Raw genomic sequence first — 18113 nt, 5'->3', positions numbered from 1 at the left:
TTTCCACCCGGTTCGCCTCGCGAGCGTATCGATGTCGAGCCACCTTTCGCGTCGCCCGAGCGACCCCACCCGTGGGTCGGCCTTTCGCCGCTGTGGCAGCGGGTGTAGCAATGGCGCCGAACACGGGCAGCCAGACGGGGACCGCCACGTACGAAGTGGCAGGCCGTAAGGTCTGCCAGCCTGTCGGAGCGAGACCTGAAAAGCGGAAGGTCGGCGGTTCGACCCCGCCCCTGGCCACCGGCTCTCGCCGGGCTGAACGAAACGGTGACCAGTGAAAACTCCTGGTCACCGTTTCGCTTTCCCGAGTACCTCGTGACCGATCTTGACCATCTCGATCGGCTGGGCTGGCTCCCACGACCTTCTTTCGACCCCTGTTCGCCCCCCGCTATCGCATGTGGGGTGCACGACGTGGTCTTGTCCTCGTGCTCGCCAGGCTGGTCACCTCATTGACCGATGCTGGCTCCTCCTCACCCTCGGTGCCAGCCTTGGGGCACGCAAGAGGCACGCGACGTCCTCGGTGGGCGAGAGTGACGGTTCGGCCTGGTGCTCGCCGTACGCGCCGGTCTGGCGCGCGGGTGGCGCCGGTGGCAAGCCGCGCGGCGGCGCGGCATCTTAGGGTCGTGGCAGCTGGCTCAGCGCCGACGGTCTCCACCCGGTCGGATCGTCGCCGGGCGGCACCATCGCGAGGGCCTGCCAGGGCAGGAGGACGTCCAACCAGCCCGTCTCGGCCGGGGTCAGCGGGCGCTCGGACTGGTAGCCGGCGAGGAACGCCGCGCGAACCTCGGCCGACACGGGCCCCCAGTTGTGGTAGCGGGTGCCGAGCAGAATGGCCGCGCGGGCCAGCTCGACGAGTCGGTGCTCATGCCGGGTCTCCTCAAAGTCGATGACCGCGGTGACCTCGCCGTGGGCGCACAAGATGTTGGCAGAGCGGAAATCGAAATGGACGAGCTGCCACGGAAGTCGGTCGGGTGACGCGCCGGTAACCAGCCCGCGCAGCGTGTCACGAGCCGCCGCCGGCAGATGGTCGGCGCGGGAGTCGAGCCAGTCGGTGATCCGGGTCGTCAACGGCTTGTACGCAACGGCGAGCGCGGGAATCTGATCGGCGTCCGGGTACGCCGCCAGGGCGTCCTGCAACCGAGCCAGCACCGCTCCAGCCGCCCGCACCTGGTTGAGATCGGCGGTGTCGAGGAGGTCGCCCACGATCTCGCGCTGCAGGCCCATCGAGACACCGTCGACCTCGACCTGAAGACGGCCGTCTCGCGCCGGAACCGGCGCCGAAACCGGCAGCCCCCGGCCGTGAAGCCAGCTCGTGAGGCGCGCCGCCTCCGCCAGGCGGGGGAAACGCTCGGGCGCCACCGACCACTTCGCGAGCAGTCGGCCGGACGGCGTGCCGACCCAAGCCAGCGCGTTGTGGCCGCTCATGACGATCCGCTCGCAGGAGTCGATGCGAACGTCCCAGTACTCGTCCAGCATCGCGGCAACCCAGCGGCCGGCCGACTCTTCATCGCTGAAACCGAACCGTCCGTCGAGCGCGTGGCGGGGGTCCTGGACCTCCCACAACATCTCCAACACCGGCGCCTGCGATTCGATCATCCGGCGTATCCAATCACAGGACCGGTGGGACTCCGCGGCGGCCGTCGGCTCACGTGGACGGCTTGAAGAACCGTGCTCTCGGCCTCGTTTGCTACCGGCGCCGCTGTAGCAGCGGGTGTAGCAACTGCGCCGAGCGCGGACAGCCCAACGGGAGCCATCAGATCCTGAGCGCCAGGCTAGAAGGGCCGTTGGCCCGCCCAGTCCAGACCTGAAAGCGCACGCCACAGCTCCCGTCGGTACTCCACTACGGCGGTGTGCATTGTCGAGCGCCTGTCCCGGCTCGTCGAATGCGACCGCTGGAGACCCGGAGAGTCTTTGACCTGGTCGGCGGGCGACGCGTCGCCCCATCTAGCGCCGAAGCGATGGCCCGGAAGTGGCGGGCTGCACCCTAGACATTGGCAGTCTTCGTGCGTAAATTACCATCCACTCGCGAAACATCCCTCGAAAAACGTCTCCGCCTGAGGAGGTACGTATTCATGCGACGCAGCCGCCAATCGGCTATGGCGCTCGTGAAGCGCACGACGACCTGGCTTGCCGTCACGGTGGCCGCGGTGGCCGCCGCCACGGTCGTCACTGCCGGCCCCTCGTTCGCCGTGAGCCCCACCAGCGCCACAGCGACGGCATCGGTTGGCTATGCCTATTTCAACGCGGACACCCAGGTGCTGAGCATTCACGATTCGCACGCCGACGGCTACGGAATCGCGGTAATAAACTACCGCTACGACCTGGCTAACATAGGACCCTACTACGGGTGGAACCGCGAGGGTAGCGGCACCACTACCTACTACTACCTGCACATGCCTCCCCTCGGCGAAATCAAGTTCTACGTATGCCCCGAGCAGAACGGCGTCGTCATAGAATATGAGTGCGGCTCGAGGGCATTTGGGTACGCCGGCACAGAGATTTAGCCCAGGAAGTCAGCCGGGTCTCGAGACGTAGACGCGGGCCGCCGGTCGCGCGATCCTCAACAAAACACGCTCGGATAACTGCGTGTCGTGTGAGCAGGGAACGGCCACCGCACAAAGGTAGTCCGTTATGGACAGAAGAACCGTGCGGTGGCCGCCGGCCGGTCCGAGTGAGACCTGAGGAGTGGAGGTTGGCGGTTCGACCCTGCCCCCGGCCACCCAAACAATCCAGCTGTGACCAGCATCAACGCCGGTCACAGCTGACCCATTTCTGCCCAGTGCCCGGGGCAGGGCCTCCCTGCCGAACGGGCGAGGCTGGCCAGTGGCGCCAGGACCGATCGCCGTCCCTACCTACCCAGGGTTTCGTACCAACTCTGGTTTGCGTTGGCGTAGTTCGGATTCGTGTAGACGCTGCCGCTTGCGTTGCTGTCCAACATCAGACCGGTCGTATAGTCTCGAAATCCGTAGGTGTCATCGATGTAGTCGTAAGTCATGATCCACCGCTGGTACGTCCCGTTGTTGCATTTCAGGGCGTAGACACTCCCCGAGGAATTGCTGTCGAGGCACATACCGGTTGCGCCGTCCTTCAGCTCATACGCACCATAGGCGGTGTCGTAATACCATCCCCAGGCCTGGGGACTACTGCCGGTGCAGGTCGTGGTGTAGACGCGGTTCGTCCCGGTGGTGCTGGCGGTGTCACTCTCCAGGCAACGGTGGGTCGCCTCGTCCCGCAGTACCGTCGTTTTCTGCAACGTAATAGATGCGGGCGTGACCGCGTTGTCAGAGGCACGGAGGATCGCGCCGGTGGCGGCATTGGCCGTTCCGGCAGCGGCCGCCAGTACGCCGGCTGCCGCTGTGAGGACGGTGACGGCGCTCTTCAGGGTGCGTCGTTTGCTCATGTGCTGCTCCTCGTCCACGCGAAACCGTCGCGGGCAAAATCCGGCTCGCCGAAGCTGAACTTGTGACCGCGTGCCGGCCGCGACAAAGTGTGCCCCGACATTAGCGATCACCGCTAGGACTCCGCTTTGGTCTCGCTATGCCCGATGCCGACCCATTGCCCTTTACGCATTCGGTTGGTAAGCGGCTGACCTGACGCTCTCCAGCTTGCGACGTACGGTGCGGTTGACAACGGCTCGCATAGTCGATTGCCACGTCCTGAACGCGTCGCCACCAACACCGTCGGTCGGCAGAATGTCAACAATGAGCGGCGGATTCCGCGACGGCCTGCCGCGGGCCGACGCCCGGCGTTTCGATCAGGCGGCTGGCCGATCATCGTCGGGCTGGGAGGTGCGCAGCCAGGCGCCCAATGCGATGACCGCTTCGATGATCTGGCTGTAGCGCACGGAGTAGAAGAGGTCGAAGGTGTGCTGGGCGCCCGGCAGTTCGGCGTACACGACGGGCTGGGTGCTGACTTCGCGGAGCCGAGTGACCAACTCGCGGGTGTCCTCCACCAGCGTCGAACTGTCCTTGTCGCCGTGCAGGAACAGGAACGGCGGCGCATCGCGGAGCCGATCCAGCGGGGACGAGCCAGGGCCGCCGACCCTGCCGTAGTACCCGTAGAAGCCGATCGCCGCGGCGACCGAAGTGTCCGCGGACTCGAAGCCCGGCTGGAAGGCCGGGTCGTTCGGGGTCAGCGCAACCATCGAGGCCAGGTGGGCGCCGGCTGAGCTCCCGGACACGATGACCGTACGCGGGTCGCCGCCGTGATCCGCGGCGTGGGACCGTACCCAGGCGATCACCCGCTTGGCGTCAACGTGAGCGTTCGGAAAGTGGTGAGCCGGGGCGAGCCGGTAATTGGCGCTCACCCCTACCCAACCCTGGGCGGCGAGCTGGTAGAGCAGCGCGCGGCCCTCCCAGCGCTTATGCCCCGTCCGGAAGCCACCCCCGTGGAAGTACACCAGGACCGGGCCGCCGGTGGGGCGGTCCCGGCGGTGGTAGACGTCGAGCAGGTTGCGCTTGCCGGCGTCGCCGTACGCGAGGTTCCCGACCCGGACGACGCCATGACGCCGCACGGCGAACGGTGCGAGCAGGATGTGGGCCCACGGCCGGCGCGCCGGCCGCAGGTCGATGCCGGCGTCGTCGGCGAAGGCCCGGCGCAGCTCCGCGCCGGTCGGCAGCGCCCGCCGGATCAGGACGGCGAGGCCGGCCGCGGTGAGCGCCGCGACGGCGAGCGCGACCAGACCGCCGGGTGAGGCGAGGTCGCCCTGCGCGAAGGCGAGGATGCTGTCCCCGGCCAGCGCGTACAGGGCGAGGAACGGTAGCTCGTTGATCAGGAAGGTCGCCCAGAATCCCCAGTAGCTCTGGGTGGTATGCGCGGGCCGTGGTCCGATCACGGCGGTGGCGGTGCAGAACGCCAGAAGCCCGACGGAGAAGACGTATCCGAACGGCACGACGTCCGTCCTTATCGGCAGTTCTGCCGGCCGGGCAACCCGATGATCAGGGCCGCGCCGACGGTCAGATGCATGCCGAGCAGCGCCAGCCGGCTGCTCGTGCCTACGCCGCTGCCCAGCGGTGCGACCAGCGAGAGGATCAGCACGATCGCCGCGATGATCCGGTACGGCAGGACGGGGCGGCGGATGGTGCGCTCGAGTAGCGCGAGCAGGCCCCAGGCGGCCAGGCCGGCGATCAGCGCGGCCACCACGACCGCGGCCGGGCCGAGGTGCCGGGCACCGTCCCCCTGGCGGACGGCGAGGTCGTTGCCGCCCCACGGGTCGTTGACGGCCCACAGCAGGAGCGCGCCGGCCGCGGCGGCGATGACAGTGAGAGCGCGGCCGGTACGCCGTGCGGTGGTCCGGGTCAGGTCGAGGTGCTTGATGGCGTTCGTCATGCCGATGAGCGTGGCGGACCGGCCGGCCGAAAACATCGGACCGCGGGCCGCACCGGCACCTTCTTTGTCCAACCCGACCGCCAACTTTAGAAGGTGTCGGGCCCGGGTCCTCCCTGGTTAGCCTCGGCGAATGAGCAGCGACCGCCGCCCGAACACCACCGCCCTCGCCGTAGTCCTGGGTGTGTCCGGCGCACTGACCGCGGTGACGATCCTGAGCTGGTGGAGCGACCGCCCGCCGGGCCCGCTGCTCGCGCTCGACATCGCGGCCGGCGCGCTGAGCTGGGCGCTCGCGGCGCTGACGCTGTGGCGGCCGGCCGCCGCCACAGCCGTCCTCACCGTGCTGGCCGCCCTGTCGCCGGTGGCCACCCCAGCGGCCATGATCGGCGCGTTGCAGGTGTCGCGACGCAGGCGCTTCCCGGTCGCGACCGCGGTGGCGGTGGCCGGGCTCGCCGCTCAGGCGGTCCAGGGTCTCTGGCGGACCCAACGCGGCCTGCCGTACGGGTGGTGGCTGGCCCTGATCACCGTCAGCTACGGCGCGCTGGTCGGCTGGGGCGCCTGGGCGCAGGCCCGTGTGGCGCTGATCCACTCGCTGCACGAGCGGGCCCGCCGTGCCGAGGCAGAGCAGGGCCGCCGGGTGGCCGAGGCGCGCGTACTGGAGCGCCGCAAGATCGCCCGGGAGATGCACGACGTCCTCGCGCACCGCCTGTCGCTCGTGGCCACCTTCGCCGGCGCGATGGAGTACCGTCCGGACTCTTCACCCGAGCGGTTGTCCCGGGCCGCGGGCGTGGTCAGGGACGGCGTGCATCAGGCGCTCGAGGAGTTGCGCGAGGTGATCTCGCTGCTGCGTGAGGACGATCCGCCGGACGGCGACGGCATCCGGCCGCAGCCGGTGCTGGCCGACATCCCGGGCCTGGTCGAGGAGTCCCGCGAGGCCGGCACCGAGGTGCTGCTGCGCGAGGCGGTGGACGAGTCGGCCGAGGCGCCGCCGACGGTGGCCCGTACGGCGTACCGGGTGATCCAGGAGGGTCTGACCAACGCCCGCAAACATGCCGCCGGCCAGCCGGTCCGAGTCGACCTGCACGGCGGGCCCGGCACGGGCCTGCGGATCGACGTCCGCAATCCGCTGCCACCGCACCGCACGACGCCGAGTTGGTCCGGGGGCGCCGGCCTCGTCGGGCTCACCGAGCGGGTGCACCTGGCCGGCGGGCAGCTCGACCACCAGACGATCGACGGCGAGTTCCGGCTGCGCGCATCGCTACCATGGCCGGCATGACCCCACCGGTGCGCGTGCTCGTCGTCGACGATGACGCGCTCGTCCGGGCCGGGCTGACCATGATGCTCGACGGTGCCCCGGGCATCGCCGTGGTCGGCGAGGCCGCCGACGGCGACGAGGCCCCCGCCGCGACCGACGCGCATGCCCCCGACGTCGTACTGATGGACCTGCGCATGCCGCGGGTCGATGGCATCACCGCCACGCGTCGCCTGCGGGCACGTCCGCGCCCGCCCGAGGTCATCGTGCTGACCACGTTCGACACCGACGAGAACATCCTGCACGCGCTGCGCGCCGGGGCCAGCGGCTTCCTGCTCAAGGACACCCCGCCGGCCCGGATCGCCGAGGCGGTCCGGCAGGTCGCGGCCGGCGAGCCGATCCTGTCTCCACGGATCACCCGTCGCCTGATGGACCGGGTCGCCGTCCAGGCCGGCACCTACGCCCGCGCCAGGGCCACCCTTGCCGCGCTCAGCCCGCGCGAACACGACGTCGTCGTCGCGATCGCCCAGGGCAACAACAACACCGAGATAGCCGAGTCGCTCAACATGACACTGGCCACGGTGAAGACTCACGTCTCACACATCCTGACCAAGCTCGACCTCGACAACCGCACCCAGATCGCCCTGCTCGCCCACGACGCCGGCCTCGCCTGACGGTCGCGCTGGACCAGGCATACTCCGGCACCCGCGGTTCAGCGGCGTTCGAGGTACCGCAGGACGGCGAGCACCCGGCGGTGATCGGTGTCGGAGGCGGTCAGGCCGAGCTTGGTGAAGATGTTGGCGATGTGCTTCTCGACGGCCCGTTCCGTGACGACGAACTGCTTGGCGATAGCGGCATTGGTGCGCCCCTGGGCCATGAGCCCGAGTACCTCACGCTCGCGTGGGGTCAATGCCCCGAGTTCCTTGGTTCGGCGGCCCGCACCCATCAGCTGGGTGACCACCTCGGGGTCCAGTGCGGTGCCTCCGGACGCGACCCGCTGGAGGGCATCGATGAAGTCGTCGATGTCCACGACCCGCTCCTTGAGCAGGTACCCGACGCCCGCCGAGCCCTCCGCCAGCAACTGGTCGACGAAGCGGGTCTCGACGTACTGGGAGAACAGCAGAACACCGAGCCCAGGAAAGCGGCGGCGCAGCTCGACGGAGGCGCGCAGCCCCTCGTCGGTATGCGTGGGTGGCAGGCGGATGTCGACGATCGCCGCGTCGGGCGGGTCCTCGCCGACCGCGGCCCGCAGGGCGGCGGCGTCACCGACCGCGGCGACCTCGTGCCCCCGCAGCGTGAGCAGCTGCGCCAGGCCATCGCGCAGAATGGCGGCGTCCTCGGCGATGATCAGGCGCATCTCGACTCTCAGGCGTGCAGTGGAAGGTCAACCGTGATCACGGTTGGTCCGGCGGGCGGGCTGTCGGTGTCCAGGGTGCCGTCCACGGTAGCCACCCGGTCGGCGAGCCCGCGCAGGCCCGTCCCGCCGGTCGGTCCCGCACCGCCCCGGCCGTTGTCGGCCACCCGCAGCCGGATCCGGCCGCCGCGCGCAGTCACCTCGACCGTCGCGCGGTCCGCACCGCTGTGCTTGGCGACGTTGGTCAGCAATTCGGCCGCGCAGAAATAGGCGATGGTCTCGATCGCCGCCGAGGGTCGCTCGGTGATTTCGGTACGCAGGTCCACCGGAATCGCGCTGCGGGCGGCGAGGGTAGCGATGGCCGCGTCGAGCCCGGCGTCCAGAACCGGCGGATGGATGCCGCGGACCACGTCACGCAGTTCGCTGATCGCCTCCTTGGCGTTGTCCCGGGCCGTGACGAGCATGCCTCGGGTCGCGCCGGAGGTCCGGCCGTCGAGCGTTTCGATGGCCATGGTCAGGTTCATGCCCAGCGCCACCAGGCGGGCCTGAACACCGTCGTGCAGGTCCCGTTCGATCCTGCGCAGAGTCGCGGCCGCCTCGTCGACCGCGTGGGCCCGGGTCCGTCGCAGTTCGGTGATCCGCGCGGACGTGCCGTCGGGGCCGAGGAGACCCCGGACGAGGAGCCGGTCGAGTAGGACGGCGGTGCGCACGACCCAGGGAGCCGAGAGCACCAGCACCGCCCCGGCCGCGCAGACCACGAGCAGCCGGGGCCAGGTGTCGAAGACGACGCCACCCACCACGAGCCCGTGCCGGATCCCACCGGCACGACCCGGGGCGGTCATCTGGTTGATGCCCAGCGCGTGCTGGATCGGGTAGGTGAACGCGATCACGCCCCAGGCCCAGAACGCCAGTACCATGGCCAGGCCCAGCAGCGATCCGGGCAGGCTCACCACGAGGTACGCGACCGCCCGCCAGCCGGCGAGGTCGCGCAGCCCCGCCCGGATCCGGGCGAAGACGTCGCGACCCGGGCGGAACGGGGCGGGCGCCACGATGGTCTCCTCCAGCAGTACGCGGGCCAGTCCCCGGCGTACCCGGCCGAGGCCGCGCGCACCGGGAATCGCCACCGCCAGCAGCGGAATGCCCAGGGCCGTGACCGCCAGGCCGGCGCTCAGCAGGAAACTGACCACCACGTAGACGGCGCCCAGCAACGCCAGGGGCGCGCCGGCGATGACGTACGCCAACTCCGCCCAGGTTCTCCTGGTGACCGGCGCCCTGAGGATCCGGCCGCCGGTCACCAGTACGCTGCTCACCCGGGCATTCTGCATGCTCAGCCGAGCAGGGCACCCACCAGCCGACCCTGCGACCAGGTAAGCGCCCGGACGATCCACGGCATCATCAACAGGAAGCCCAAACCGCCCACCACGGCATGGAAGGCCCACACTCCGGCGAACGTCGGGCCACCCCACGCGTTCGCGCCGCCGACCCCCAGGCCGACCAGCGGACGCGCCGGGTACGCGAGGTTGAGCAGGACGATCGACCAGCCGTACCCGGTGATCACCGCCACCAGGAAGTTCAGCGGGATGGTCAGCACCGCGTGGAACAGCGCCCGGATACCGGTACGGGCCGGCTCACCGACCTCCAGGCCGAGCAGCGCGCGGGCCATCCTGCGCGACAGCCGGCCGGCCGGCCCACCGACGAGCGCCAGCGGCACGCACGCCACCCCGACGGGCAGCGCGAGGAAGGCATACGCGGTACGCCGCCAGGTGTCGCCGGTGAACGGCGCGCGCGCCACGGCGGAGACGAATCGGAGGGCCAGCGGACGGGGCAACTGAGCGGAGGCGGCAAGCATGGTGGAATCCTTTTCTGTACAACCAGATCGTGATGTCTCCATGCTTGTCGCGGGCCGCCTGCGAACCAATCGTGGCAGCACGGAACCTCGGGGTTCGGTAAACCGAACCCTGCGTGCGTGCGGCGGGAGCTCAGCCCGTCATGCGATCTCAACTGGTGCTCGAGCTCGACGGGCTCGGCCGGCGCTCAGGTGACGGGGCGGTCCTGGACTGCGAGATCGGCGGCATGCTGGACGAGCGTGATCCCGGAGTTCTGCGTCGCGTTGTAATTGGACAGGACAACGATCAGCCAATCGTGCGCGGGCTCGACGATCCGGCCGATGCTGTTAATAATCCACTTATCGTCCTCTGTGCTGCGCGACAGCCAACCGTTCTTGACGTACACGCCAGTCGCCTGCGCATCGGCCGCGACTGGTACGCCCCACCGCTGGTCGCCGTCCACCCGACTCATCAGGCCAAGCAGATAGGCCCGGCTGGAGGAGTTGAGCGGCCCGGACGAATTGGCGATCAGCTGAAGCAGCCGAAGCTGGTCCGCCGCCGTTGTGGTGGTCAGGCCCCAGTACCCGTCCTGTCCCGGCGTGGTCTCGGTCAACCCGAACACGGCGTTGGCCTCGGCCAGTGCGGAGGCTCCGCCGATCTGATCCCACAGGGCAGTTGCCGCGTCGTTGTCGCTCTCAGTGATCATTTGGGTCGCCAACTGCCGTTGCGACTGAGACAGGCTCGTACCGGACTGCTGGCCCTGCCAGAGCAGGGTGGCCAGGATGTCGACCTTGACGATGCTTCCAGTCTCGAACTCAGTGCCCTCCTGGTAGAGGACCTCCTCGCCGGTGACCTTATCCAGCAAGGCAAAGGAGGCATGGGAGCCGTACTGGGCGAGGTACGCGGCGATCCTCGCACGCACGTAGACAGCGGGGTCGACCGACGGCCTCGGGGAGGCGGGTCCAGGTGCGGACGGGGTCGCCGACGGCAGGCGCACAGCGGCAACAGGCGACACACCCGAACGGTTGATCATTCTGTGCCCGATCGGTATAGCAACGGCAAGAAGAATCCCAGCCGCGGCCGCACCGGAAGCGGCGACGCGTCCTGATTTGCGCAACATGAGTAGAGTGTCGCAAATGATCTACGCGGGTTTGAGAGGTTTTCGTGTTATCGCACGATTGACTGATTCTCGTCCCGTTTCGGGCGTCCTTTCGGCCTTTCAGGCCGGTTGCCGTACGCAGACGCGGCCGTGCGGGCCGCCCAGGTGAGGACGGCCCGCACGGTCGGACCCGGCGCAATCCCGAGTGCCGGGCGTTTGGGTGATCAGAACTTGCCGGCCTGGACGTCGCTCAGCGTCACCCGGGAGACCTTGAAGGTGTCCGAGGACGGCGGAATGGTGCCCGACGACGGCTTCTGCCCCGGAGCGAGCTGCATCACGGCGCTGATCGGCATGCCGGTCTTGGCGTTGATCGTCAGCACCTCTTCGCCAGCGCCCTGGAACAGTGCCGGTCCCGCCGTAAGGGTCAGCGTGGGCTGGCCGCCGGTCGTCGAGTCGGCGACGGTGACATCCGGAATGGTGGAGATCAGGCTGAGCACGCCGGCCCGGACCTCCGGGTTGGCCGCCCCCCAGGACAGCGCGTCGACGCTGTTGGTCCAGACGTAGTTGTTGATGTCGTCCTGCAGGGCCTTGCCGGTGGGCCGCGGCAGCGGGCTCGTGATCCCGTTCGCCTTCAGCTTCGGCTGGAGCTTGGCCATCGCCTTGTCCCATTCCTGCTGCGCCTCGGCGGGGCTGACGCCCAACCCCCACGCGTTGGGGATGGCGTTGACCATCTGCTCCCGGGCCTTGGCGAGGTCGCCGGTCGTCGCCGCGTAGCGCGCCGCCGCCACCTCCTTGGCGTTCTGGGGCTCGGCGAGGTTGGCGTGATGGGCGATCGCCGATGAGAGGGCGCGCTGGGTGTCCGTCACGTAGAGGTCGCCGCTGTCGGTGTACAGGTTGTACGTGACGTCCGGCTTCCTGCCGTCAGCCGTCTGGGTCCTGATGACCAGCGACGCGTCCCCCGACAGCGAGCCGCCGCTCGCCTTGACGTCGGCCGCCAGGGTCACCAGCCTGGAACCCACCGCGGGCGCCTTCGCGGCCGACCCGGCCGCCCCCGCCGAGGCCGCGACGTGTGACGTCGACGCGGAGTGGGGCGTCGACGTGGCGACGACCACGACCGCCACCCCGGCCGCCGCCACGGTGATCCCGGCACCGATGCCGGCCTTGCCGAGGATGCCCAGAGACCCGCGGAGGTTACGCGCCCAGGAGAACCTCTCCTTGCGCGCCGGGGCCGCCCCGGGCGCCTCAGGTACCAGGGCGGTCACGGACTCGGCCATTACCGCCCGCAGCGAGGTCCGGGCCCGCTCGTACGCCTCGGTCCGCAGGGGCGCGACGTCCTTCACCTGACTGAGCAGGTCCATCTCGTCCACCATCATTGGCTCGCTTTCACACTGTTGAGATCGGTTATTAGCGCGGCCACTTCCGGCGCGTTCCGCAGCGCCATCCGGGCCTGGTGCAGCAGGCGGCGCCCCGTCCCGGCCGGCATACCGAGCGCCCGCGCGGCATCAGCGACGGTCAGGTCCTCCCAGGCGACCAGGGTCAGCACCTCTCGCTCCTCCGGCTTGAGCTTGGCCAGGGCCGTCCGGAGCACCGCCTGGGTGTCCACCCGGGCGTCCACGGCCGGCCAGGGGTCCCACCCGTTCGCCATGCCCGTCACGTCCGGTACGAGTTCCTCGGCCGGCCGGGACCGCCAGTAACGCCGGAGCCTGTTCAGCGCCACCCCGTACAACCAGGGCCGCGCCTCGGCGAACGACTGGTCGTAGCTCCGCCGGGACTCGAAGGCCGCCACCCACACCTCGCCGAGCAGGTCCTCGGCCGCCTCGCGACCCACTCGCCGCGCGAGGTAGGCCCCGACCGCACTCTCGTGGCGGTAGATCACCTCTACAAAGGCGTCCCTGTCACCGGTCAGCGATCTGCCGATCAGTTCCGCGTCTGACCTCATGAGCCTCCTCGCCTCTGCCTCGCCTTCCACTCTGAGATTGCCGACGCGCCGGCAAAGCGTTCAGGCGAGGGGCGCGATGCGCGGACCGTCACACCATGGGCGGGCGAGCCGGGGGGTCGGCGGGAGGGTGTAGCCGTCGAGCATCCGGAAAAGCCCGACCTGCTGAGCGGCCTCGCGGCCGGCCACGCGGGGCCACTCACGCGGGTCGGGCGCACCACGGGACACGGAGGGCGGCGGAACGGGGAGGGCGGCGGGACAGGGAAGGCGGCGGAACGGGGAGGGTGGCGCCGCCCTCAGGGTTCAAGCGAGCGGCGGGTCTTGCCACCGTCGACGTCGAGCGCCTGGTACACCGAGGCGTCGAGGTTTTGCAGGAGCAGCCGCGCGCCGCGCTCCTCGGCCCGGCCCCACATCTCGAACAGCGCGGTGATCCCCGCGGGGCCGCAGCGCGTCACGCCGGACATCTCGAGAACGAGTTGGGCCGGCCCGTCGTCGAGCAGCGCGCCGGCGCGCTGCGCCAGGACCTTCGCGGCCTCGACGTCGAGCTCGCCATCCACCACGAGCTGCGCGGTGTCGCCGCTGTGCTCCCAGTCGAACGACACATCCGGTCCTGGCATGCCGTCACCATATGCGGCGCCACCGACAGGGCAGGGCCACTTTCCCGGACCCGGCAGGATAGAGATCATGCGTATTCAACCGGCGAGCGCCGAGGACTGGCCCCTGATCTGGCCCATCTGGCACCGAGTGGTCTCCAGCGGAGAAACCTACTGTTGGGATCCCGACACTGACCAGACAACCGCTCGCCGGCTGTGGATGCTGCCGCAGCCGGCCGAGGTGTGGGTGGCCGCCGAGGAGACCGTCGTGGGTACGGCGGTGCTCAAGCCCAACCAGCCCGGGCTTGGCGACCACGTCGCCAACGCCTCGTTCATGGTCGATCCGGACGCCGCCGGCCGCGGGGTCGGCCGGGAGCTGGGCCGGCACATCATCGACCGGGCCAAGGCGCTGGGGTACCGGGCCATGCAGTTCAACGCGGTGGTCAGCACCAATGAGCGCGCGGTGCGGCTGTGGCAGTCACTCGGCTTCGAGATCGTGGGTACCGTTCCGCGGGCCTACCGGCACAGCCGGCACGGTCTGGTCGATCTGCACGTGATGCACCAGAGTTGGTGATCCCGGTGGCGCTCAGGTCGCCCGGCGACGCAGCGTGGCCACCGTGGAGCCGGCCAGGGTCACCAGGCAGTCCGGCAGTTGGCCGTCGGCCAGCGCCGCGCCGAACAGCGCACGACCCATCGAGGGGTCGGAGTTGACGTACGCGCTGACGAACCGGGCCACCCAGCGGGCGTCGTACGCGACCTCATCGATGTCCGGGAAGTCGAGGATCCAACCTCCGGGCCGGGTGCCCTCGCCGACCATGGTGGCGGCCAGGCACACGGCCACGTCGTAGGCGCCCGAAACACCCGCTCGGTCGACCACCTCGTGGAAGGTGCCGGCAAGGGCCTCCCGATCGTCGCCGAGCGCCGAGCGAAGCACCAGTTCAGCGTCGCGGTACGGGTCACTCTCCAGCCGGGTCACGGTGTTCAGCCTAAAGTGCCGGGTCAAGCCGGGCGGCGCAACAGGCAGCTGATCCGGGCGGTACAGATCCGCTCGCCCCGTTCGTCGGTGATCACGACCTCGTAGCTGGCCATCGTGCCACCCAGGTAGACCGGAGTGGCCACCCCCGTCACCTGGCCGGTCCGGGCCGAGCGGTGGTGGGTGGCGTTGATGTCGACGCCGACCGCGATGCCGCCATGCGTGGCCGCCGCGTGCAGCGCGGCCCCCACCGACCCGAGCGTCTCGGCCAGCACGCAGGACGCGCCGCCGTGCAGCAGCCCGTACGGCTGGGTGTTGCCCTCGACAGGCATCGAGCCGACCACGCGCTGGGGAGATGCCTCACTGATTGTGATGCCCATCCGCTCGGCCAGTGAGCCGCGAACCCCGATTCCGTCCGATAAGTCCCTGATCGAACCCTCCGGCCGCTGCGGGCGGGCCTCTTCCAACGCGTCCATGAACACGGACGGTACCCGGTGGGACCAGGGCCGGAGGCGATCGGTACCACAAGCACGCTAGGGTGACCCGGGACCTTTGGAGGGAGACGGCCCCATGCGCACAAACGCCAAGGCCCTCGTCACGATCGCGGCCACCCTGCTGATCGCGGTGAGCGGCTGCGCCTCGAAGTCGACCAGCACGACCGGTATCGCGCCCAACAAGGGGATCCGGTTGTACGGCACGGACGGCAACATGAGCAACACGTTCGGGGCGGACTTCAAGACGGCCGGGGCGATCAGCGGCATGGTGGGCACCACCCCGCTGACTCAGCTGTCCGACGACTTCAAGCAACGGCTGAGTTCCGTCGACTCGACCCTGGCCGACGACAACTACGCCGGCGAGTCGTACGACGCGGTGGTGATCAGCGCGCTGGCGGTGCAGATCGCGGGCACGACCGACCCGCTGACGGTGGCCAAGTACGTCGACGGGGTGACCACCCTGCAGCCGGGCGGAGTCGAGTGCACGCTGGTGAAGGACTGCCTGTCCGCCATCGCCGAAGGCAAGGACATCGCGTACCGCGGAGTGGCCGTCCCCGACGGGTTCACCGACTCGGGCGAGCCTGCGACCGCGTCCTACGGCACCCTGCACTTCGGCGAGAACAACCGGATCGATGACGGGAAGACCGAATTCGTCTCGGTCGGCGACACGAGCGACGCCAGCAAGCAGGCGTCGCCGTCGCACTCCGGCAACCACGGCGGTAGCACGGCCAAGCCGCTCAGCCTCGGGCTGATCCTGCCGAAGACCGGCTCGCTGGCGCCGCTGGGTCCGCCGATGTTCGCCGGTGCGCACCTGGCGGTCAAGGAGATCAACGCCGCTGGCGGGATCCTCGGCAAGCCGGTCACCGCGGTCGACGGCGACGACGGCACCAGCGTGGACAAGGCGTCCGCGCAGTTCGACTCGTTCGTGTCGCAGAACATCCCGATCATGATCGGGCCGCCGTCCTCGGACGAGGCGACCGCGCTGATCCCGAAGGCGGTGTCGGCCGGCCGGATCCTGGTGTCCCCGTCGGCCACGTCGTCCACCCTGTCCACGGTCGACGACCATGGCCTGTTCTTCCGGACCTGCCCGCCCGACTCGTACCAGTCGCAGGCGCTGGCCGACGTGATCATGCGCGGCGGCGCGCAGCGGGTGTTCATTGTGTCCCGCGACGACTCGTACGGCACCGGCCTGCGGGACGGGGTCAGCAAGGACCTGATCGCGGCCGGGATCAAGCAGAACGCCCTGGCCACCAGGACCTACCAGGATGACCAGAAGGACTTCAGCGCGATCACCAAGGCGATCATGGCGTTCAAGCCGGACTCGGTGATGGTGGCCGGCTACGACGAGTCGGCGGGCGTGATCGCCGCCCTGCAGGCGGCCGGAATCAAGTTCGCCCAGTCGTAGCTCCGGACAGGCCCCGGCCGGCGGTATGCCCGCACGCCGGGGCCCATCGGCCCATCGCGTTGCCCTGAGCGGCGATGTTGCCCTGGGGGGCGATACCTAGCGCGGGCGTTGCCGGCGGGACAGGAACTCGTCCATCCGCTCGCGCTTCTCCTCGTCCTCGAACAGGACGGCCTGGGCCAGCAGCTCGGCGGCCGGATGGGCGGCCGGGGCGTCGACCGCCAGTTTGGTCAGCCGCAGCGCCAGCGCCGAGCCGCCGGCGATCTCGTCCAGCAGAGAGTGCGCCGCGACAAGCAGCTCGCCCGGCTCCTCCACCACCCGGTTGACCAGCCGGATCGCGAGCGCCTCGGCGGCCGGCACGCGGCGGCCGGTGAACAGCAGTTCCTTGGCCAGCGCCTCGCCGATCAGCGCGGGCAGCCGGTAGGTCGCGCCCGCCCCCGCGATGATGCCCAGCTTCACCTCGGGCTGGCCGAAGAACGTGCGGGACGTACAGATCCGCAGGTCGCAGGCGTACGCCAGCTCCGCGCCGCCGCCCAGCGCCGGGCCGTCCAGGGCAGCCAGGGTGGGCATCGGCAGCCGCCGGAGCCGCTCGAAGACGCCCACGTTGATCGCGGCGAGCGCGTCCATCCGGCCCCGGTCGCGCAGCTGGCCGATGTCGGCCCCACCCGCGAAGATCCCGTCGGTGCCCCCGGTGAGCAGCAGCAGTTTCGGGTGCTGCTCGAGCGTCGCGCACAGCTCGTGCAGCTCGGCGACCATCCCGGCGTCGATCGCATTGCGCTTCTCCGGCCGGTCCAGCGTCACGACCATCCGGTCGCCGCGCTCCTCGATCCGCAGCGAGTTCACTGCCGCACCCCGTCATTCCACTCGTAGAAGCCGCGCCCGCTCTTGCGGCCGAGATGCCCCTGCGCCACCAGCGATTCAAGCAGGGCCGGCGGCTCGAATCGGGGACCGTACGCGTCGCGGAGCGTCCGGGCGATGTCCAGCCGCACGTCGAGCCCGACCAGGTCGGTGAGTTCCAGCGGACCCATCGGATGCCGGTACCCGAGCGTCATGGCCTTGTCGATATCGGCCGCGGTGGCCACTCCGTCCTCCACCATCCGGATCGCTTCCAGTCCCAGCGCGATGCCCAGCCGCGAGGTCGCGAAGCCGGGCAGGTCGCGCACTACCACGGGGTCCTTGCCCAGCCGGGCGGCGAGTGAACGCGCGGCGTCCACGAGTTCGGGTCCGGTGCCGTCGGCGACCACGATCTCCAACAGCGGCATGGCCCAGACCGGGTTGAAGAAGTGCAGGCCGATGACCCGCTCGCCGAGCGTGGCGATCGGGATGCTGGAGGTGTTGGAGCCGAGCAGGGCCGGGCGCTTCCCGACCGCCTCGGCGAGGACCGCCCGCTTGAGCTCGGGGCGCTCGGGCACGGCCTCCACAATCACGTCGGGCCCGTCGGCCACCCCGCCGAGCGAGGTCACGAATTCGACCCGGGTACGGGCGGCCGACGCGTCGGCCTCGGACATCCGGCCCCGGCCCACCGCACCGTCCCACACCCCGCCCAGCCGCTGCCGGGCGGCTTGCGCCTGTGCCTCGGAAACCTCGACGAGTTCGACCTGGTACCCGGCGTTGGCCGCCACATAGGCGATACCGATGCCCATGGTGCCGGCCCCGATCACCACGAAACGCTCAGTCATGCTCGGATTCTGCCGCCGCGGTCGCCGGGCTTGAACGCTGGGCTACGGTGAACGCCGACATGTACCGACCGGTCTGGCTCGGCGCGTCCGAATCCGCGCGACGACCCAGGCCGGTCGCCGACCGGTGTGGCTCGGCGCGGCTGAATCCGCGCGACGACCCGGACCGGTCGCCGATCGGGAGAG

Annotated in this window: 20 protein-coding genes; 5 read left to right on the top strand and 15 right to left on the bottom strand. The window is 69.9% G+C overall.

Annotated features, from left to right (window positions below; genetic code table 11):
- Positions 1 to 612: 612 nt before the first annotated feature.
- Complete coding sequence (locus ABEA87_RS00785; RefSeq protein WP_345625085.1) at positions 613 to 1593, bottom strand: phosphotransferase; 981 nt, start codon at positions 1591 to 1593, stop codon at positions 613 to 615.
- Positions 1594 to 2069: 476 nt separating this feature from the next.
- On the opposite strand from ABEA87_RS00785, the gene ABEA87_RS00780 reads away from it, so the two are divergent.
- A complete protein-coding gene (locus ABEA87_RS00780; RefSeq protein WP_345625084.1) occupies positions 2070 to 2501 on the top strand; it encodes a hypothetical protein in 432 nt (143 codons plus the stop codon).
- 344 nt (positions 2502 to 2845) lie between these two features.
- Here the strand turns inward: ABEA87_RS00780 and ABEA87_RS00775 are convergent, their stop codons facing one another.
- The 3 genes from ABEA87_RS00775 to ABEA87_RS00765 form a co-directional block, all read right to left on the bottom strand.
- Positions 2846 to 3397, bottom strand: a complete 552-nt coding sequence (locus tag ABEA87_RS00775; RefSeq protein WP_345625083.1) for an RICIN domain-containing protein — start codon at positions 3395 to 3397, stop codon at positions 2846 to 2848.
- A 354-nt stretch (positions 3398 to 3751) separates the two neighbouring features.
- Entirely contained in the window at positions 3752 to 4888 is a 1137-nt protein-coding gene (locus ABEA87_RS00770) for an alpha/beta hydrolase (RefSeq protein WP_345625082.1), read from the bottom strand.
- An 11-nt stretch (positions 4889 to 4899) separates the two neighbouring features.
- The gene (locus ABEA87_RS00765) at positions 4900 to 5325 is read right to left on the bottom strand and encodes a DUF6069 family protein (RefSeq protein WP_345625081.1); all 426 of its coding nucleotides are present in this window, start codon (positions 5323 to 5325) and stop codon (positions 4900 to 4902) included.
- A gap of 130 nt (positions 5326 to 5455) precedes the next feature.
- Between ABEA87_RS00765 and ABEA87_RS42490 the strand changes: the two genes are divergently transcribed.
- Together ABEA87_RS42490 and ABEA87_RS00755 are read left to right on the top strand one after the other, a co-directional pair.
- Positions 5456 to 6598: a sensor histidine kinase gene (locus ABEA87_RS42490; protein ID WP_425570677.1), complete on the top strand. Its 1143-nt coding sequence runs from the start codon at positions 5456 to 5458 to the stop codon at positions 6596 to 6598.
- Positions 6586 to 7248 carry a response regulator gene (locus ABEA87_RS00755; protein WP_425570676.1) on the top strand — a complete coding sequence of 221 codons (663 nt, stop codon included), beginning with the start codon at positions 6586 to 6588 and terminating at the stop codon, positions 7246 to 7248. Before ABEA87_RS42490 ends, ABEA87_RS00755 begins: the two co-directional genes overlap by 13 nt.
- Positions 7249 to 7286: 38 nt before the next feature.
- Here ABEA87_RS00755 and ABEA87_RS00750 read toward each other — a convergent pair whose 3' ends face one another.
- The 7 genes from ABEA87_RS00750 to ABEA87_RS00720 form a co-directional block, all read right to left on the bottom strand.
- On the bottom strand, positions 7287 to 7931 hold the full coding sequence (locus ABEA87_RS00750; protein ID WP_345625080.1) for a response regulator transcription factor: 645 nt from the start codon (positions 7929 to 7931) through the stop codon (positions 7287 to 7289).
- An 8-nt stretch (positions 7932 to 7939) separates the two neighbouring features.
- Complete coding sequence (locus ABEA87_RS00745) at positions 7940 to 9238, bottom strand: sensor histidine kinase (protein ID WP_345625079.1); 1299 nt, start codon at positions 9236 to 9238, stop codon at positions 7940 to 7942.
- Positions 9239 to 9255: 17 nt separating this feature from the next.
- On the bottom strand, positions 9256 to 9777 hold the full coding sequence (locus ABEA87_RS00740; RefSeq protein WP_345625078.1) for a hypothetical protein: 522 nt from the start codon (positions 9775 to 9777) through the stop codon (positions 9256 to 9258).
- 185 nt (positions 9778 to 9962) lie between these two features.
- Positions 9963 to 10874, bottom strand: a complete 912-nt coding sequence (locus tag ABEA87_RS00735; protein WP_345625077.1) for a serine hydrolase — start codon at positions 10872 to 10874, stop codon at positions 9963 to 9965.
- A 203-nt stretch (positions 10875 to 11077) separates the two neighbouring features.
- Positions 11078 to 12223 carry a hypothetical protein gene (locus ABEA87_RS00730; protein ID WP_345625076.1) on the bottom strand — a complete coding sequence of 382 codons (1146 nt, stop codon included), beginning with the start codon at positions 12221 to 12223 and terminating at the stop codon, positions 11078 to 11080.
- Entirely contained in the window at positions 12223 to 12792 is a 570-nt protein-coding gene (locus ABEA87_RS00725; protein WP_345625075.1) for an RNA polymerase sigma factor, read from the bottom strand. Before ABEA87_RS00725 ends, ABEA87_RS00730 begins: the two co-directional genes overlap by 1 nt.
- Before the next feature lie 293 nt (positions 12793 to 13085).
- Positions 13086 to 13406 (bottom strand): STAS domain-containing protein, encoded by a 321-nt coding sequence (locus ABEA87_RS00720; RefSeq protein WP_345625074.1) that lies wholly within the window; start codon positions 13404 to 13406, stop codon positions 13086 to 13088.
- A gap of 67 nt (positions 13407 to 13473) precedes the next feature.
- On the opposite strand from ABEA87_RS00720, the gene ABEA87_RS00715 reads away from it, so the two are divergent.
- A complete protein-coding gene (locus ABEA87_RS00715; RefSeq protein ID WP_345625073.1) occupies positions 13474 to 13956 on the top strand; it encodes a GNAT family N-acetyltransferase in 483 nt (160 codons plus the stop codon).
- A gap of 12 nt (positions 13957 to 13968) precedes the next feature.
- Here the strand turns inward: ABEA87_RS00715 and ABEA87_RS00710 are convergent, their stop codons facing one another.
- Positions 13969 to 14358: a hypothetical protein gene (locus ABEA87_RS00710; protein WP_345625072.1), complete on the bottom strand. Its 390-nt coding sequence runs from the start codon at positions 14356 to 14358 to the stop codon at positions 13969 to 13971.
- A 23-nt stretch (positions 14359 to 14381) separates the two neighbouring features.
- The gene (locus ABEA87_RS00705; RefSeq protein ID WP_345625071.1) at positions 14382 to 14831 is read right to left on the bottom strand and encodes a PaaI family thioesterase; all 450 of its coding nucleotides are present in this window, start codon (positions 14829 to 14831) and stop codon (positions 14382 to 14384) included.
- A 94-nt stretch (positions 14832 to 14925) separates the two neighbouring features.
- Here ABEA87_RS00705 and ABEA87_RS00700 point away from each other — a divergent pair, with 94 nt between their 5' ends.
- Positions 14926 to 16254, top strand: coding sequence for an ABC transporter substrate-binding protein (locus ABEA87_RS00700; RefSeq protein WP_345625070.1), 1329 nt, complete (start codon positions 14926 to 14928; stop codon positions 16252 to 16254).
- Between the two features lie 96 nt (positions 16255 to 16350).
- Here ABEA87_RS00700 and ABEA87_RS00695 read toward each other — a convergent pair whose 3' ends face one another.
- Complete coding sequence (locus ABEA87_RS00695; protein WP_345625069.1) at positions 16351 to 17094, bottom strand: enoyl-CoA hydratase/isomerase family protein; 744 nt, start codon at positions 17092 to 17094, stop codon at positions 16351 to 16353.
- The gene (locus ABEA87_RS00690; protein ID WP_345625068.1) at positions 17091 to 17930 is read right to left on the bottom strand and encodes a 3-hydroxyacyl-CoA dehydrogenase family protein; all 840 of its coding nucleotides are present in this window, start codon (positions 17928 to 17930) and stop codon (positions 17091 to 17093) included. Before ABEA87_RS00690 ends, ABEA87_RS00695 begins: the two co-directional genes overlap by 4 nt.
- Positions 17931 to 18113 lie beyond the last annotated feature (183 nt).

The organism is Rugosimonospora acidiphila, from assembly GCF_039543385.1.
Classification (GTDB): domain Bacteria; phylum Actinomycetota; class Actinomycetes; order Mycobacteriales; family Micromonosporaceae; genus Rugosimonospora; species Rugosimonospora acidiphila.
The sequence above is the reverse complement of the archived record's forward strand: the minus strand, read 5'-3'. Positions and strand labels throughout refer to the sequence as shown.